We start from the raw sequence: 17,019 nt of genomic DNA, 5'->3' as shown, positions 1-17,019 counted from the left end.
CTCTCAACTCCCTTATTGGTCACGGAGAGTAGAGAAACTATGTCCCTGAGTGACGAAACTGGTGTATCGTCCCGAGCAAGGGGCTGCGCCACGGTTTGTACGGCGCTGGGGTGTTGATCGGACGGTAAGGGGGGCGACGGGCGATGCACGGCCAATGGACGAACGATCCGACGCGGCAGGGCCGCCGACGCCGGCGCGCGCCCAACCGCAGACACAAGCCTCCGGCGGTGCCCGCCAGGGCGGCCCGGTGAGCGCCCCCGGGGCGCTGCTGAGTCGGCGTGCGGTCCCCGGCGGCGGGAAGAGCCTGCTCGCCCAGCTCATGCTCGCGCTGGTGTGCGGCGGCTATGCCGCCGGGGCGGCGCTGGGCTGGGGGTCTCCCCAACTTGCCCTGGTCATGGGGGACTTCGGTCTCAGCGCGGCCGCGCTGCTCGCCGCAGTCTCCTGCTGTCTCTACGCGCGCACCAATGAGAGCCGCTTCCGGCCGGCCTGGCTGCTGTTCGCGTTCTCCTCCATGATGGCGGCCGGTGGCAACGCTGTCTGGGGCTGGTACGAGGTGGTGCTCGGGCGCGAGATGCCCAGCCCCTCCCCGGCCGATCTCTTCTTCCTCTGCTTCGCGCCGCCGGCCATCGTCGGACTGCTCGTGCTCGCCAAGCGGCCGGTCACCAGGGCCGGCTGGGTCTGCCTCGCGCTGGACTCCTGGCTGATCGGCGGCTCGCTGCTGACCCTCTCGTGGAGCCTCGCGCTCGCGCACACCGCGCAGTCCGACGGAGGCGAGAGCGTCGCGCACACCGCCTTGTCGCTCGCGTATCCACTGCTGGACATCGTGCTGGTGTCGATGGTCCTCGCCCTGCACTTCCGGCGGTCGAACGCCAACCGCTCCGCGATCAACACCGCCATCGCGGCGCTCGCCCTGACCGTGCTCTGCGACGCGCTGTTCACCTCGCCGCTGCTCCGTGAGAACTACCGCTCCGGCCAGCTCCTCGACGCCGGCTGGTTCGCCGGCTCGCTGCTCCTCGCGTACGCCCCGTGGGGCGCCCGCGGCGCGCTGCACGGCGGGGACGGCGCCGGATACCACCTCCGCGGTCCCCGTCCGCACAGCCGCCCGATCACCGGCTCGCTGCCGGCCCTCACGCCGTACCTCGCGGCCGCCGTCTGCACCCTGGGCATCCTGTACAACGTGATCGACGGCCGCCGGGTGGACCGGGTGGTGGTCTTCACCGCCTGCACGGTCGTCCTGGCCCTGGTGGTCCGCCAGGGCATCATGCTCGTCGACAACATCGCCCTCACCCAGGAGCTGGCCCAGAAGGAGAACCACTTCCGCTCCCTGGTGCAAGGCTCCAGCGACGTGATCATGATCGCCGCCCCCACCGGCATACTGCGGTACGTCAGCCCGGCCGCCACCGGGGTGTACGGGCGGGAGGCCGAGGAGCTGGTCGGCTCCGAGCTCTCGATGCTCATCCACCCCGAAGACCTGGGCCGGGTCGTTCACGAGGTCCGGCGGTTTCTGGCCGCGCCGCCCGCGGACGAGCCGACCACCCGCATCGAGTGCCGCTTCAAGTCCGGCACCGGCGATTGGCTCAACGTGGAGTCGACGGTCAACCGCCATCAGGGCGGCCTGATCCTCAACAGCCGTGATGTCACCGAACGGGTCCGCCTCCAGGCGCAGTTGCAGCACAACGCCGAACACGACCCGCTCACCGACCTGCCCAACCGGGCCCTGTTCACCCAGCGGGTCCGGCAGGCCCTGACCGGCCGCAGAGCCTCCGACCCCGGCACGGCCGTGCTCTTCATCGACCTCGACGGCTTCAAGGCGGTGAACGACAGCATCGGCCACCAAGCCGGCGACGAGCTGCTGATCCAGGCAGCCCGCCGCCTCCAGGACTCGGTACGGGCGGGGGACACCGCGGCCCGGCTCGGCGGTGACGAGTTCGCCGCGCTCATCCTCGGCGACGGAGGCCGCGACCGCAGCGCCCGGGAGTACCAGGTGCACGAGATCGCCGACCGGCTGCGGGTCACGCTCTCCAAGCCGTACCGGATCGGCTGCAGCGACGTCCGGGTCGCGGCGAGCATCGGCGTCGCCTTCGCCGAGGAGGGCATCACCCCGACCGATCTGATGCGCAACGCCGACCTGGCGATGTACCGGGCCAAGGCCGCCGGCAAGGACCGCGTCGAGCTGTACGCGCCGCAGATGCAGGCCGACGTCGTACGGCGGGCCGAGCTCGCCACCCGGCTGCGCGCCGCGCTCCACGACGGCGAGTTCGCGCTCCTCCACCAGCCGGTCGTCTCCCTGGCGGACGGCCGGATCGCCGCCGTGGCCGCCCAGGCACGCTGGAGATCCGCGCAGGGCATCCTCTTCACCCCGGCCGAATTCCTGCGGGTCACGGACAGCACGGAGGCCGCGGAGGGCTCCCGCACCGCCGAACTCGGCCGCTGGCTCCTCGAGGAGGCCGCGGAGCAGGCCGCCGAGCGCCACCGCGCCGGTCACGAGGTCCCGGTGTCCGTCCGAATGTCCGCCCACCGGCTGCTTGACCGGGCCATGCCCCGCGGTTCCGTCGAGGCCCTGCTCACCCGGCAGGGGCTGCCCTCCGGCGCCCTGGTGATCGAACTGGCCGACAGTGACCCCCGCGTGCCGTTCGACGAGCTGGAGCGGCGCCTGGTGGCGCTGCGCAGGCTGGGCGTACGGATCGCGCTGGACGGTTTCGGCAGCGGGTATGCCGCGATCAGCGCCCTGCGCAGGCTCCCCGTCGACGTACTGAAACTGGACCGGGGGCTGGTGGAGGGGGTGGTGGAATCGGCCAGACTTCACAAGATCACCTCCGGGCTGCTGCGCATCGCCAACGATCTGGGTATGCAGTCCGTCGCGGACGGCGTGGACGTTCCGGAGCAGGTCCTCGTGCTGCGCGGGATGGGATGCACACACGGCCAGGGGATGGCCTTCTCCGGGCCGCTCGACGAGTACAGGCTCCGACGCGCCCTGGTCCGGGCTGAGTTTCCGGTGCCCGGTGTGGCCGCTCTGCCGGCCCTGGCCGGCGGTTCACTGCCCGTACGCCATGGCTCAAATAATGAGACGCGCGTCCCACCCACTTGACAGCCCCCGCGCGCCGGGGGGAAGGTCAGTGCCATGCGCACCCGAATTCTCGTACTTGGAAAGCGCGTCGGCTGAGCAGGGCCACATGAAAACCCTGCAGACCCATTCCGGCGCGCTCCCCTCGCTTGCCTCACGGCACGAGGGGTTTTTTGTTGCACTGGCACTACTGCCAAACAGATACATCTCCTCGCAAAATCCTCAGCTTCGAGAAGAGAATGCCGATGACCGAGCAGGCCACCGGGGCCCACCATCCGCAGCCGCGGGCCCGTACCGGCGGACACCAGACCGCTGCGACTCAGCACGTCACGGGCGCGCAGTCCCTCATCCGCTCTCTCGAGGAAGTAGGGTGCGACACCGTCTTCGGCATTCCGGGCGGCGCAATCCTCCCCGCCTACGACCCGATGATGGACTCCAAGCGGGTCCGGCACATCCTCGTCCGCCACGAGCAGGGCGCCGGGCACGCCGCCACGGGCTACGCCCAGGCCACCGGCAAGGTCGGCGTGTGCATGGCCACCTCGGGACCCGGTGCGACCAACCTGGTCACCCCGATCGCCGACGCCCACATGGACTCCGTCCCACTGGTCGCGATCACCGGCCAGGTCTCCTCCAAGGCCATCGGCACGGATGCCTTCCAGGAGGCGGACATCGTCGGCATCACCATGCCGATCACCAAGCACAACTTCCTGGTCACCAAGGCCGAGGACATCCCGCGGACCATCGCCGAGGCGTTCCACATCGCCTCGACCGGCCGTCCCGGCCCGGTCCTCGTCGACATCGCCAAGGACGCCCTCCAGGCGCAGACGACCTTCAGCTGGCCGCCCACCCAGGACCTGCCCGGCTACCGGCCCGTAACCAAGCCGCACGCCAAGCAGATCCGCGAGGCCGCCAAGCTGATCGTCCAGGCCAACCGGCCCGTGCTCTACGTCGGCGGCGGCGTCATGAAGGCCGGCGCCACCGCCGAGCTGAAGGTCCTGGCCGAGCTCACCGGAGCGCCCGTCACCACCACCCTGATGGCGCTCGGCTCCTTCCCCGACAGCCACCCGCTGCACGTGGGAATGCCCGGCATGCACGGTGCGGTCACCGCCGTCACCGCGCTGCAGAAGGCCGACCTGCTGATCGCGCTGGGCACCCGCTTCGACGACCGGGTCACCGGCAAGCTGGACAGCTTCGCGCCCTTCGCGAAGATCATCCACGCCGACATCGACCCGGCCGAGATCGGCAAGAACCGCGCCGTGGACGTCCCGATCGTCGGCGACGCCCGAGAAGTGATCGCCGATCTGGTCCAGGCCGTCCAGGCCGAGCACAGCGAGGGCCGCACCGGCGACTACACCGCCTGGTGGAAGGACCTCAACCGCTGGCGCGACACCTACCCGCTGGGCTACGACCTGCCGGACGACGGCAGCCTCTCGCCGCAGCAGGTCATCGAGCGCATTGGCAAACTCGCCCCCGAGGGCACCATCTACGCGGCCGGCGTCGGCCAGCACCAGATGTGGGCCTCGCACTTCATCCAGTACGAGCAGCCCGCCACCTGGCTGAACTCCGGCGGCGCCGGAACGATGGGGTACGCGGTCCCGGCCGCGATGGGCGCCAAGGCCGGCATGCCGGACCGTACGGTCTGGGCGATCGACGGCGACGGCTGCTTCCAGATGACCAACCAGGAACTGGTCACCTGCGCGCTGAACAACATCCCGATCAAGGTCGCGATCATCAACAACGGCGCGCTCGGGATGGTCCGCCAGTGGCAGACCCTCTTCTACAACCAGCGCTACTCCAGCACGGTGCTGCACTCCGACGAGACGGGCCACGACGTGGCCGGCTCACAGGTCGGCGCGAGCACGGCACCCCGCCAGGGCACCCGAGTCCCGGACTTCGTCAAGCTGTCCGAGGCCATGGGCTGTGTCTCGATGCGCTGTGAGGACCCGGCGGACCTGGACAAGGTCATCGCCGAGGCGAACGCCATCAACGACCGCCCGGTCGTGATCGACTTCATCGTCCACGAGGACGCCATGGTGTGGCCGATGGTCGCCGCCGGCACCTCCAACGACGAGGTCATGGCAGCCCGGGGCGTCCGCCCCGACTTCGGCGACAACGAAGACGACTGAGAAGTCCGAGAGAGAAGACCGAGAGAGACCGACACCATGTCCAAGCACACGCTCTCCGTCCTGGTCGAGAACACACCGGGCATCCTGGCGAGGATCGCCGCCCTGTTCTCCCGCCGCGGCTTCAACATCGACTCGCTCGCCGTGGGCGTCACCGAGCACCCCGACATCTCCCGCATCACCATCGTGGTCAATGTCGAGGACCTGCCGCTGGAGCAGGTGACCAAGCAGCTCAACAAGCTGGTCAACGTCCTGAAGATCGTCGAACTCGAGCCGGGCGCTGCGATCCAGCGCGAGCTTGTTCTGGTGAAGGTGCGCGCCGACAGCGAAACGCGCTCCCAGATCGTCGAGATCGTCCAGCTCTTCCGCGCCAAGACCGTGGACGTCTCCCCGGAGGCCGTCACCATCGAGGCCACAGGCGGGGCCGACAAGCTGGAGGCCATGCTCAAGATGCTGGAGCCGTACGGCATCAAGGAGCTCGTCCAGTCCGGCACGATCGCCATAGGGCGCGGCGGTCGGTCCATCACGGACCGCAGCCTGCGGGCGCTCGACCGGTCAGCCTGACCGCTCGCATAGCGAGACCAGAAAACCTCTTACCCATCCCCGCCGTACGGTGGGAAGTAACACCAGCACACATAGGAGAAAACCCAGTGGCCGAGCTGTTCTACGACGACGATGCCGACCTGTCCATCATCCAGGGCCGCAAGGTCGCGGTCATCGGATACGGCAGCCAGGGCCACGCCCACGCGCTGTCGCTCCGTGACTCGGGTGTCGACGTGCGGGTCGGTCTGCACGAGGGCTCCAAGTCCAAGGCCAAGGCCGAGGAGCAGGGCCTGCGCGTGGTGACTCCGGCCGAGGCGGCCGCCGAGGCCGACGTCATCATGATCCTGGTCCCGGACCCGATCCAGGCCCAGGTCTACGAGGAGTCCGTCAAGGACAACCTCAAGGACGGCGACGCCCTCTTCTTCGGCCACGGCCTGAACATCCGCTACGGCTTCATCAAGCCCCCGGCCGGCGTGGACGTCGCGCTCGTCGCCCCCAAGGGCCCGGGCCACCTCGTCCGCCGCCAGTACGAGGAGGGCCGCGGCGTTCCGTGCATCGCCGGTGTCGAGCAGGACGCGACCGGCAACGCCTTCCAGCTCGCGCTCTCGTACGCCAAGGCCATCGGCGGCACTCGGGCGGGCGTCATCAAGACGACCTTCACCGAGGAGACCGAGACCGACCTCTTCGGCGAGCAGGCCGTCCTCTGCGGTGGCGCCTCGGCGCTCGTCAAGGCGGGCTTCGAGACTCTCGTCGAGGCGGGCTACCAGCCGGAGATCGCGTACTTCGAGTGCCTCCACGAGCTGAAGCTGATCGTGGACCTCATGTACGAGGGCGGCCTGGAGAAGATGCGCTGGTCGGTCTCCGAGACCGCCGAGTGGGGCGACTACGTCACCGGCCCCCGCATCATCACGGACCAGACCAAGGCCGAGATGAAGAAGGTCCTCGCCGAGATCCAGGACGGCACGTTCGCCAAGAACTGGATGGCCGAGTACCACAACGGTCTGCCCAAGTACAACGAGTACAAGAAGGCGGACAGCGACCACCTGCTGGAGACCACCGGCAAGGAGCTCCGCAAGCTCATGAGCTGGGTCGACGACAACGACGCGTAGGCCGTACGGACGGGGGGCCGCGGCACTGGAGCCGCGGCCCCTTGTCCACACCGGCCAACCACGGACGGGTGATCCTTCCACAGGGGAGGAAAACATGGCCCGTGCCGCCACTAGACTGCTCAACACATACGCGTCAGGCCCACAGCGTCGTGCGTCTTCTACGCGGCTAGCCCCTCCACCGCCTGCGGCCGTCGGGACGGCCGTCCGCACTGGACTTGTGAGGACTCACGTGAGCTCGAAACCTGTCGTACTCATCGCTGAAGAGCTGTCGCCCGCGACCGTCGACGCGCTCGGCCCGGACTTCGAGATCCGGCACTGCAACGGCGCCGACCGTGCGGAGCTGCTCCCCGCCATCGCCGATGTCGACGCGATTCTCGTACGCAGCGCCACCAAGCTCGACGCGGAGGCCATCGCCGCCGCGAAGAAGCTGCGGGTCGTCGCCCGCGCCGGTGTCGGTCTGGACAACGTCGATGTCTCCTCCGCCACCAAGGCGGGCGTGATGGTCGTGAACGCCCCGACCTCCAACATCGTCACCGCCGCCGAACTGGCCTGCGGTCTGCTGGTCGCCACCGCGCGCAATATCCCGCAGGCCAACACCGCCCTGAAGAACGGCGAGTGGAAGCGCTCCAAGTACACCGGCGTCGAGCTGAGCGAGAAGACCCTCGGCGTCGTCGGCCTCGGCCGGATCGGCGTCCTGGTCGCGCAGCGCATGTCGGCCTTCGGTATGAAGATCGTCGCGTACGACCCCTATGTACAGCCGGCGCGCGCCGCCCAGATGGGCGTCAAGCTGCTCGCGCTCGACGAGCTGCTCGAGGTCTCGGACTTCATCACGGTCCACCTGCCCAAGACGCCCGAGACGCTGGGTCTGATCGGCCACGACGCGCTGCACAAGGTGAAGCCGTCGGTCCGGATCGTCAACGCCGCGCGTGGCGGGATCGTCGACGAGGAGGCGCTGGCCAGCGCGCTCAAGGAGGGCCGGGTCGCCGGCGCGGGCCTCGACGTGTACGCGAAGGAGCCCTGCACGGACTCCCCGCTCTTCGAGTTCGACCAGGTCGTCTGCACCCCGCACCTCGGCGCGTCCACCGACGAGGCCCAGGAGAAGGCGGGCATCTCGGTCGCCCGCTCCGTACGCCTGGCGCTCGCCGGTGAGCTGGTGCCCGACGCGGTCAACGTCCAGGGCGGGGTCATCGCCGAGGACGTACGCCCGGGCCTGCCCCTCGCCGAGAAGCTCGGCCGGATCTTCACCGCGCTCGCGGGCGAGGTCGCGGTCCGCCTCGATGTCGAGGTGTACGGCGAGATCACCCAGCACGACGTCAAGGTGCTGGAACTCTCCGCCCTCAAGGGCGTCTTCGAGGACGTCGTCGACGAGACCGTGTCGTACGTGAACGCTCCGCTCTTCGCGCAGGAGCGCGGCGTGGAGGTCCGCCTCACCACCAGCTCGGAATCCCCGGACCACCGCAACGTGGTCACCGTCCGCGGCACCCTGTCGGGGGGCGAGGAGGTCGCGGTCTCCGGCACCCTGGCCGGCCCCAAGCACCTCCAGAAGATCGTCGCGGTCGGCGACTACGACGTGGACCTGGCGCTCGCCGACCACATGGTCGTGCTGCGCTACGGCGACCGCCCCGGTGTGGTCGGCACGGTCGGCCGGATCCTCGGCGAGGCCGGGCTGAACATCGCCGGTATGCAGGTCTCGCGCGCGGAGGAGGGCGGCGAGGCACTCGTCGTGCTGACCGTGGACGACACGGTGCCGCCGGCCGTGCTGGCGGAGATCGCCGAGGAGATCGGCGCGACCTCGGCGCGGACGGTCAACCTCACCGGCTGAGCCGACTGACCGGCACGTTCTGCCGTACGTACGCCTCAGGGCCCGGGAGACCGGGCCCTGAGGCGTTTCTCGTTCCGTACGGTCATCCCGCCGCGAGGAGTTCGGGCGCCGGGGCCTCCTCCGCGGGGACCGGGCCGGCCGAGCCGGACTTCCGCAGCAGGGTCGCGGCGAGAACCGCGGCCGCGACCAGCAGGACCGCTGAGCCGAGGGCGGCGAACTGCATCCCGTGGACGAAGGCCGCGCGGGCGACCTCCAGTACCGTCTCCCCGGCCTTGCCGCCCAGCCGCTCGGCGACCACGGTCGCTCCGCCCAGGGTCTCGCGGACCGTGTCGAGGGCGTCCGCCGGGATGCCTGCCGGGGCGTTGTCGGCGATGTCCCGGCGGTAGACGGCGGTGCCGATGCTGCCCAGGACCGCCATGCCCAGCGCCCCGCCGAACTCCTGGCCGGTCTCCAGCAGCGAGGCGGCCGAACCGGCCTTCTCGGCGGGAGCGGCACCCAGCGCCAAGTCGGAGACCAGGGTCATCACGGTGACGATGCCGCAGCCGATGACGGCCGCGCCGGCCAGCAGGACCCACATCGAGTCCGTGCCGGTGAAGGTGAGGACCGCGAAACCGGTGGCGGCGACGAGGAATCCGGCGGCGATCACGTACGCCCGGTTCACCTTCTGGCCGACCGTGGCGGCGGTCGGGGCGGCGACCCCCACCGCGAGGGACGGGGCCAGGCTCCACAACGCGGCCTCCATGGTGCCCATGCCGAGTACGGACTGCAGGTGCTGGGTGGTGAAATAGGCCGAGCCCATCATGGCGAACATGGCGATGGTGTTGAGCGCGATCCCGGAGCCGAAGCCGCGGCCCTGGAAGAGATCACGGCTGATCATCGCGTCGGCGCGGCCGCGCTGCCGGCGGACGAAGACGTAACCGATGGCGAGCCCGGCCGCGATGCTCAGCGCCCTGCCCGTGCCGAGGCCCTCGGCCGCGATCTCCTTCAGCCCGTAGACGACCGGCAGTACGGCACCCATGGACAGCGGCACGCTGAGCAGATCGAAGCGGCCGGGCGCAGGGTCCTTGAACTCAGGCACCAGGACGGGCACCAGGACCAGCAGGAGCAGCATCGCGGGCACGTTGACCAGGAACACCGAGCCCCACCAGAAGTGGTCCAGCATGATGCCGCTCATCACCGAGCCGAGCGCGATGCCGCCGGCCATGGCCCCGGACCAGATGCCGATCGCCTGCGTGCGCTGCTTGTCGTCCTGGAACATGTTGCGGACCAGCGCCAGCGTCGACGGCATCAGCGTGGCCCCGCCGATGCCGAGCAACGCCCGTGCGGCGATGAGCATTTCGGCGCTCTGGGCGTACGCCGCCCCTATGGACGCGATGCCGAAGGCGGTGGCACCGATCAGCAGCAGCTTGCGGCGGCCTATCCGGTCGCCGAGCGATCCCATCGTGATGAGCAGCCCGGCGAGGGCGAAGGCGTAGATGTCGAAGATCCACAGCTGCTGGGTGGCGCTCGGGTCGAGCTCCCGGCTGATGGCCGGGATCGCGAAGTAGAGGACGGAGACATCCATCGAGACCAGGAGGAGGGGGAGCAGGAGGACGGTGAAGGCGGTCCATTCCCTGCGGCCGGCGCGACGTGCGGTGGAGTTCGTCATGCAGCTGAATGTACGGACGTCTTGAACGTTTGTCTAATACGAGTGTGTAAGACGCTCGTATTGGACGTGCGTATGGAACCGGGTAGGCTGCTGACATGGGACATCGTGAGGATCTGCTCGAAGGCGCAAAGCGCTGCCTGCTCGAGAAGGGATACGCGCGGACGACCGCGCGCGACATCGTGGCCGCGTCGGGAACCAACCTGGCGTCCATCGGCTACCACTACGGTTCCAAGGAAGCCCTGCTCAACCACGCCCTCATGGCGGTGACGGAGGAGTGGGGCGACTCGGTCGAAGGTGCTCTCCAGGACGCGGACGAGCCCGCCCGGCCAGATCCGATGGAACGGTTCCGCGGAGTGTGGAACGGGGTGGTCGGGTCCTTCGAGCAGAGCCGGTCGCTCTGGAGGCTCCAGTTCGAGATCGTCTCGCGCGTCAGCGAGGACGCCGAACTGCGCAAGGCGCTGGTCGGAGTCCAGGGCGAGGGCCGCCTCGGGCTGGCGCAGCACTTCGGGGGTGTGGACCCCGAGGCGGAGCCGGAGAAGGCGCGCGTGGTCGGCCTCGTCTACCAGGCCATGCTGGTCGGGGTGATGGCGCAGTACCTGCTCGACCCGGAGACGGCGGCCACTGCTCAGGACCTGACGGACGGTCTGAGGGCGATCATGGAGAAGTAGTTGTAGGGTCCGCGATTCGTTGAGCTCTGATTCCTGTGGAAACGCAGGAATCCCAGAAGCGCCGTTCCTGCAGCGGTGTCACAGCCGGGACGCCTTCAGGGCCATGTGCAGCAGCAGCCGGTCCTCGCCCTCGTCCAGGTCCAGTCCCGTCAGCTGTTCCACCCGCGAGAGCCGGTAGTACAGCGTCTGCCGGTGGATGCCCAACGCCGCCGCCGCGCGGCCCGCCTGGCCCGCGTGGTCCAGGAACACCTCGGCCGTGCGGGCGAGTTCGGTGTGGGACGGACCGAGCAGGGTGCGTACGGCGCGGTCGTGCGCGGGGTCCCGGGGCAGTGCCGTCAGCAGCCGGTACGGGCCGATCGCCGCCCACTCCGCGACCGGGCCGAGCCGTGGCTGCGCCGCCGCCGCGCGGGCGGCGGCCGTCGCCTCCCGCCAGGCGGCGCCGAGTTCGGTGAGCCCGCGCCGCGGGTCGGCGACCCCGGCGGCGGCCGGCCCGCCGGCGGTGCCCCCGGCGGTGCCCCCGGCGGTGCCCCCGGCGGTGCCGCCGGCCGTGGCGAGGAGCCTGGTCGCGGCCGTGTGCGCGGGGGCCAGTACGTCGGCTGAGCGCAGGCGCACCAGCACGGCCAGCGCCCGGGCCGGCCCAGTTGCGTCCGTATCCACGCCGCCGCCGCCCGCGTCCGTATCCGCGACGGAGCCCGCGCCGGCACCGAAGTCGCCGCCCGGGCCGGGCCCCCTCCACGGCGCCACGCACGCCGCCGCCGCACCCGGGACGCCGCCCGCGCCCTCCGGGGTGTCGCCCCGCCACGGGGCCACACACAGCACCGCGTGCAGCCCGTCCGCGTTCGGGCCGAGGGCAACACGGAGCGCTGCCACCGCCATGTCGCGCTGCCAGCCGCGCCCCGCGGTGAGCACGGCCCGGAACTCCCGGGACAGGTCCGCGCCCGCCTTCGCCTCGTCGGCCAGCAGCGCCCCGATGCGGGCCGCGACCTCCATGGCCGCGGCGAGCTGCTCCGGGGTCGGGCCCGGCTCCGCGTCCAGCAGCCATACGTAACCGTGCACGACCCCCCGATGGCGCACCGGCAGGCAGATCCGGCCCCGGAAGACCCCCGCGTCCGGCGCCGCGGGGATCCGTACCGGAGCGGTCGCGCGGGCGATCCCGAAGCCTTCGAACCAGGCCCGCACCGCCGCCGTCGACTGCCGGGTGAGGATCGAGCGGGTCCTGACCGGGTCCATGGCGAGGTCGTCGTCGCTGTCGTGGGCGCCGAAGGCGATCAGCCGGAAATCCCGGTTCTCCAGGGTCGCGGGAGCGCCCAGCAGCGCCGAGATCTCATCGACCAGTTCCTGATAGTCACCCTGCACCCGGCCATTCTCGCATCCCTTCAGACATATGTCTGAGATCCCGGACACGGATGCGTGACAGCTGTCGATGGCAGACGATCGGAGCGATCCTTAGATTTCACGGTGGTTCTCCGCGCCGTTCCCGGTTCGTTCGGTTTCGGCCCCCCTCAACCCCTGTTCCGTGGAGGTGCCCCGTGCTGGGTCCCGTGATCCTTGCCGCGTCGCGCAGCGACAGGATGCGTCGTGTCGTCTGTGCTGCCCCGGGCACCAAGCAGGTCGTCGGCCGGTTCATCGCCGGTGAGACGGTGGAGCAGGTCGTCCCGGTCATCGAGGACGCCACCGGCAAGGGCCTCGAGGTCACCCTCGACGTGGTGGGCGAGGACATCACCACCCGCGAGCAGGCCTTCGCCGCCCGCGACGCGTACCTGGACCTGATCGAGCACCTCAAGGAGCTCGGCCTCGGCACGAAGGCCGAGATGTCGGTCAAGCTGTCCATGTTCGGCCAGTCCCTGGAGGGCGGCCACGAGCTGGCGCTCGCCAACGTCCGCCCGGTCGTCGAGGCCGCGGCCGCGATCGGCACCACGGTCACCCTCGACGCCGAGGACCACACCACCCTCGACTCGATGTTCGCCATCCACGACGAGCTGCGGAAGGACTTCCCGCAGACCGGCTGCGTCATTCAGGCGTACCTGTTCCGTACCGAGGAGGACGCCCGCCGTCTCGCCGCGAACGGCAGCCGGGTCCGTATCGTGAAGGGTGCGTACAAGGAGCCCGCCTCCGTCGCGATCCAGGACAGGGCCGAGATCGACAAGGCGTACGTCCGCATCCTGAAGATCCTGATGGAGGGCGACGGCTACCCGATGATCGGGTCCCACGACCCGCGCCTGATCGCCATCACTCAGGAGCTCGCCCGCCGCGCCGGGCGCAAACTGGACGAGTACGAGTTCCAGATGCTGTACGGGATCCGCAGCGACGAGCACCTCCGGCTCGCGGCCGAGGGGCACCGGATGCGTGTCTACACCGCGTACGGCACCGACTGGTACGGCTACTTCATGCGCCGTCTCGCCGAGAAGCCGGCCAACCTGCTGTTCTTCGTCCGCTCGATGATCACCAAGAACTGACGCCGGGTGGGCGGCAGCTGTCGGCACCCGGGTGCGAAGGTCAAGCCCTGACCGCCGCCCAACATATGTACACGACTTCGGCTCTCGCGGGCTGGAGTCCGGGATTCACTCGGAAGAGGTAGCTCATGGACGCTGTGACCCAGGTCCCCACCCCCGTCAACGAGCCGGTGCACGGCTACGCCCCAGGCTCCGCCGAGCGCATCCGCCTCGAGGCCAAGCTCAAGGAGCTGGCCGAGAACCCCATCGACCTCCCGATGACCATCGGCGGCGTGCAGCGGATGGGCGGCGGCGAGCGTTTCGACGTCGTGCAGCCGCACAACCACAAGGCTGTCCTCGGTACGTACGCGAACGCCACCGCCCAGGACGCCCAGGACGCGATCGACGCCGCCCTCGCCGCGGCCCCGGCCTGGCGCGCGATGGCCTTCGACGACCGCGCCGCGATCATCCTGCGCGCCGCCGAGCTGCTGTCCACCACGTGGCGCGAGACGCTGGCCGCGTCCACCATGCTCGGCCAGTCAAAGACCATCCAGCAGGCCGAGATCGACACCCCCTGCGAGCTCATCGACTTCTGGCGCTTCAACGTGCACTTCGCGCGCCGGATCCTCGCCGAGCAGCCGGTCGCCAACTCCACCGGCGTGTGGAACCGCAGCGACCACCGTCCGCTGGAGGGCTTCGTCTACGCGATCACCCCCTTCAACTTCACCGCGATCGCCGGCAACCTGCCGACCGCGCCCGCCCTGATGGGGAACGTGGTGGTCTGGAAGCCGTCCCCGACCCAGACGCACGCCGCGGTCCTGCTCATGCGGCTTCTCGAGGAGGCCGGTCTGCCCAAGGGCGTCATCAACCTCGTCACCGGTGACGGCCTGGCCGTCTCCGAGGTCGCCCTGGAGCACCCGGAGCTCGCCGGTATCCACTTCACCGGCTCGACGAAGACCTTCCAGTACCTGTGGAAGACCGTCGGCAACAACATCGAGAAGTACAAGGGCTACCCGCGTCTCGTCGGCGAGACGGGCGGCAAGGACTTCGTCGTCGCGCACCCGTCCGCGGACCGCGCGATCCTGAAGACCGCCCTGACCCGTGGCTCGTTCGAGTTCCAGGGCCAGAAGTGCTCGGCGTCCTCGCGTGCGTACATCCCCGCCTCCATCTGGAACTCCGGTTTCAAGGAGGAGTTCGCGGCCGAGGTCGACGGCATCACCATGGGTGACGTCACCGACCTGACGAACTTCGCCGGCGCCGTCATCGACGAGCGCGCGTTCGCGAAGAACAAGGCCGCGATCGACCGCGCCGCCGGCGACCCGACCTGCACGATCGTCGCGGGCGGCACGTACGACGACGCGGTCGGCTACTTCGTCCGCCCGACCGTCATCGAGTGCACCGATCCGGAGAACGAGGTCTTCACGACCGAGTACTTCGGCCCGATCCTCGCCGTCCACGTCTACGAGGACGATCAGTTCGACGCGATGCTGGCCCAGATGGAGTCCGTCTCGGCGTACGCCCTGACCGGCGCGGTCATCGCCCAGGACCGCGCCGCGGCCGCCGACGCGATGGAGAAGCTCCGCTTCGCCGCGGGCAACTTCTACATCAATGACAAGTCGACCGGTGCCGTGGTCGGCCAGCAGCCGTTCGGCGGCGGCCGCGCCTCTGGCACCAACGACAAGGCGGGCGCCGCGTCGAACCTGATGCGCTGGACCTCGACCCGCTCCATCAAGGAGACCCTGGTCCCGCCGACCGACTACCGCTACCCGCACATGGGCTGACCAGCCCCTCCCTGTGACCCCGCCCCCGCTCCGGCCCTCACGCCGGCCCGGGGGCGGTTCACGTTCCGTGAGAAGACCCCGATTGACTTCGGAACACACTCCGAACTAACCTGGAGGTATGGCTACGCCCACGGTCTCCTTCTCCGAGCTGTCGAAGAACTCCAAGCGGGTTGCCGACACTCTCGACGCGTCCCATCGCGTCCACATTACGCGCCGCGACGGCGAGGACCTGTATCTCACGACTGCTCGGCATGACCGGCACCGGGAGGAAACCGCGGACGTCACTGCCCGGATCCTGGCCGCGCTCATCAGCAGCGACGACGGAGCCCGCGCGATAAGAGAGGCTCTGCCCCGCGTCTTCCACTGGGTGCGGCATTTGTCTGCGGACGAAACCAGGCAGCTCGTGCTCGAGCTCATCGACGCCACGCGCGACGCAGCCGAGCTGGATGTGCACGCCGGCCTGCACCGGGTCATCGTCGAATGGCGGGCGACCGCCCGGATCCTCGCAGACCCGGCGCTGACCGAGCAGCTGACGCGCGAGCTGCCCGACGAAGATCACGGCGAAGTGACCGCGCCGTGAATGTCCGCCGAAGTCGATACGGGTGAGGCGCTTGCAGCGGAACTCCGTGGGAGCCGGTGACCACCGTGCCTCCGGGCCGACCTCCAGCACCCCGAAGCGCTTGCCGCGGTAGCCGGCCGGCCGGCCGACCCAGCAGACGTCCGGATCGCGGTTCTCCTCGTGCAAGGCGAAGGGGTGGTGGGCCGTCAGGTCCCGGACGAGACCTGAGGACGTGGTCAGGTCGAGCGGGGGATGGACCGGCGGCCAGTGACCCCGGCGCAGCAGAACCCGCAGCGTCAGGGCGTCCTCGTCGCCGAGGCGGCGGACCCGGGTGATGTCGGGGGTCCGTACGGCGGCGAAGCCGTCCAGTCGAAGGTCCTCTCAGACGGCGAGAAGGGGCCAGGCGGGGGACGTGCCAAGGACGAGACCGTCGAGGCGGTCCGCGCCCCGGATCGAGCGGTGGATACGGACGAGCCGCGGCACGCCGACGGCGCGGGCGAGCTTGGCGGTCTTGGACATGCGGGGGACTGTGTCAAGAGCGGCCCACGGCCGGCACTTGAGTTTGCGGCCGGCTCCGGAACCGCGATTCACTGCCGTGGCGTAGTGGCGTAGTGGCGCAGGCCGCGCCGGGCGGAGCCCAGTTCGAGGCCGGCCTGACGGCGGTGCGGGCGCGGCTCGGTGCCGCCCCCGCGCCTGGGAGAGTGGGGGCATGACTGAGGCCCCGCGTACTGAGCTTCTGCGTACCGCACATACCTTTGAGCTGACCCCGGCTGCCCTCCGGGAGATCCGCGCTCTGCTGATCGCCGCGTTCGAGGGCGACTTCGGTGACCAGGACTGGGACCACGGGCTGGGCGGCGTCCACGCGTTCATACGGGACACGCGCGGGCTCGCCGCGCACGGCAGTGTGATCCAGCGCCGGGTGCTGCACCGGGGGCGGTCGTACCGCGTCGGCTACATCGAGGCGGTCGGCGTGCGCGCCGACCGCCGCCGGCAGGGGCTGGGCGGACGGGTCATGGACGCGCTGGAGCAGGTGATCGACGGGGCGTACGAACTGGGGGCGCTCTCGGCGTCCGACGACGGCGCCGCGCTCTACACCGCCCGTGGCTGGCAGCTCTGGCCCGGCCGGATCGCCGCGCTCGGACCGGACGGCATCGTGCCGCTGCCGGACGAGGAGGACTCCACCTACGTCCGTCCGCCGACGGGCGGGGCCCTCCCGGACCCCGCCTCGGAGCTGATCTTCGACTGGCGCGACGGGGACCTGCTGTAGGAG

General features: G+C 70.0%; 13 protein-coding genes. 10 read left to right on the top strand and 3 right to left on the bottom strand.

Annotated features, from left to right (window positions below):
* Positions 1–247 precede the first annotated feature (247 nt).
* From NLX86_RS01180 to serA, 5 genes are all read left to right on the top strand, one after another.
* Positions 248–3,088, top strand: a complete 2,841-nt coding sequence (locus NLX86_RS01180) for an EAL domain-containing protein (RefSeq protein ID WP_254369779.1) — start codon at positions 248–250, stop codon at positions 3,086–3,088.
* A 215-nt stretch (positions 3,089–3,303) separates the two neighbouring features.
* Positions 3,304–5,190: an acetolactate synthase large subunit gene (locus NLX86_RS01175; protein WP_254369630.1), complete on the top strand. Its 1,887-nt coding sequence runs from the start codon at positions 3,304–3,306 to the stop codon at positions 5,188–5,190.
* A gap of 36 nt (positions 5,191–5,226) precedes the next feature.
* Entirely contained in the window at positions 5,227–5,751 is a 525-nt protein-coding gene (gene ilvN, locus NLX86_RS01170) for an acetolactate synthase small subunit (RefSeq protein WP_254369629.1), read from the top strand.
* Positions 5,752–5,837: 86 nt separating this feature from the next.
* A complete protein-coding gene (ilvC, locus tag NLX86_RS01165) occupies positions 5,838–6,839 on the top strand; it encodes a ketol-acid reductoisomerase (RefSeq protein WP_254369628.1) in 1,002 nt (333 codons plus the stop codon).
* 229 nt (positions 6,840–7,068) lie between these two features.
* Complete coding sequence (gene serA / locus NLX86_RS01160) at positions 7,069–8,661, top strand: phosphoglycerate dehydrogenase (protein ID WP_254369627.1); 1,593 nt, start codon at positions 7,069–7,071, stop codon at positions 8,659–8,661.
* Between the two features lie 82 nt (positions 8,662–8,743).
* Here serA and NLX86_RS01155 read toward each other — a convergent pair whose 3' ends face one another.
* Positions 8,744–10,309: an MFS transporter gene (locus NLX86_RS01155; protein ID WP_254369626.1), complete on the bottom strand. Its 1,566-nt coding sequence runs from the start codon at positions 10,307–10,309 to the stop codon at positions 8,744–8,746.
* A gap of 95 nt (positions 10,310–10,404) precedes the next feature.
* On the opposite strand from NLX86_RS01155, the gene NLX86_RS01150 reads away from it, so the two are divergent.
* Positions 10,405–10,977 carry a TetR/AcrR family transcriptional regulator gene (locus NLX86_RS01150; protein WP_254369625.1) on the top strand — a complete coding sequence of 191 codons (573 nt, stop codon included), beginning with the start codon at positions 10,405–10,407 and terminating at the stop codon, positions 10,975–10,977.
* Positions 10,978–11,055: 78 nt separating this feature from the next.
* Here the strand turns inward: NLX86_RS01150 and NLX86_RS01145 are convergent, their stop codons facing one another.
* Positions 11,056–12,333, bottom strand: a complete 1,278-nt coding sequence (locus tag NLX86_RS01145; protein ID WP_254369624.1) for a helix-turn-helix domain-containing protein — start codon at positions 12,331–12,333, stop codon at positions 11,056–11,058.
* A 173-nt stretch (positions 12,334–12,506) separates the two neighbouring features.
* Here NLX86_RS01145 and NLX86_RS01140 point away from each other — a divergent pair, with 173 nt between their 5' ends.
* The 3 genes from NLX86_RS01140 (at position 12,507) to NLX86_RS01130 (ending at position 15,770) form a co-directional block, all read left to right on the top strand.
* Positions 12,507–13,433: a proline dehydrogenase family protein gene (locus tag NLX86_RS01140; RefSeq protein ID WP_254369623.1), complete on the top strand. Its 927-nt coding sequence runs from the start codon at positions 12,507–12,509 to the stop codon at positions 13,431–13,433.
* Positions 13,434–13,558: 125 nt separating this feature from the next.
* Complete coding sequence (gene pruA, locus NLX86_RS01135; RefSeq protein WP_254369622.1) at positions 13,559–15,190, top strand: L-glutamate gamma-semialdehyde dehydrogenase; 1,632 nt, start codon at positions 13,559–13,561, stop codon at positions 15,188–15,190.
* Positions 15,191–15,308: 118 nt separating this feature from the next.
* Positions 15,309–15,770, top strand: coding sequence for a prevent-host-death family protein (locus tag NLX86_RS01130; protein ID WP_254369621.1), 462 nt, complete (start codon positions 15,309–15,311; stop codon positions 15,768–15,770).
* 360 nt (positions 15,771–16,130) lie between these two features.
* On the opposite strand, the gene NLX86_RS01125 is transcribed toward NLX86_RS01130, so the two are convergent.
* Positions 16,131–16,268: a hypothetical protein gene (locus NLX86_RS01125; protein ID WP_254369620.1), complete on the bottom strand. Its 138-nt coding sequence runs from the start codon at positions 16,266–16,268 to the stop codon at positions 16,131–16,133.
* A 190-nt stretch (positions 16,269–16,458) separates the two neighbouring features.
* Here NLX86_RS01125 and NLX86_RS01120 point away from each other — a divergent pair, with 190 nt between their 5' ends.
* On the top strand, positions 16,459–17,016 hold the full coding sequence (locus tag NLX86_RS01120) for a GNAT family N-acetyltransferase (protein WP_254369619.1): 558 nt from the start codon (positions 16,459–16,461) through the stop codon (positions 17,014–17,016).
* Positions 17,017–17,019 lie beyond the last annotated feature (3 nt).

This window comes from Streptomyces sp. A3M-1-3 (assembly GCF_024213665.1).
Classification (GTDB): domain Bacteria; phylum Actinomycetota; class Actinomycetes; order Streptomycetales; family Streptomycetaceae; genus Streptomyces.
Note: the sequence above shows the minus strand (reverse complement) of the source record. Positions and strands in the feature narration are given on the sequence as shown.

Excerpts from the sequence above, each read along its gene's own strand:
- NLX86_RS01120 (WP_254369619.1), top strand. The coding sequence starts at position 16,459 with ATGACTGAGGCCCCGCGTACTGAGCTTCTGCGTACCGCACATACCTTT.
- pruA (WP_254369622.1), top strand. The coding sequence starts at position 13,559 with ATGGACGCTGTGACCCAGGTCCCCACCCCCGTCAACGAGCCGGTGCAC.
- ilvN (WP_254369629.1), top strand. The coding sequence starts at position 5,227 with ATGTCCAAGCACACGCTCTCCGTCCTGGTCGAGAACACACCGGGCATC.
- NLX86_RS01125 (WP_254369620.1), bottom strand. The coding sequence starts at position 16,268 with ATGTCCAAGACCGCCAAGCTCGCCCGCGCCGTCGGCGTGCCGCGGCTC.
- NLX86_RS01155 (WP_254369626.1), bottom strand. The coding sequence starts at position 10,309 with ATGACGAACTCCACCGCACGTCGCGCCGGCCGCAGGGAATGGACCGCC.
- NLX86_RS01150 (WP_254369625.1), top strand. The coding sequence starts at position 10,405 with ATGGGACATCGTGAGGATCTGCTCGAAGGCGCAAAGCGCTGCCTGCTC.
- NLX86_RS01130 (WP_254369621.1), top strand. The coding sequence starts at position 15,309 with ATGGCTACGCCCACGGTCTCCTTCTCCGAGCTGTCGAAGAACTCCAAG.
- NLX86_RS01175 (WP_254369630.1), top strand. The coding sequence starts at position 3,304 with ATGCCGATGACCGAGCAGGCCACCGGGGCCCACCATCCGCAGCCGCGG.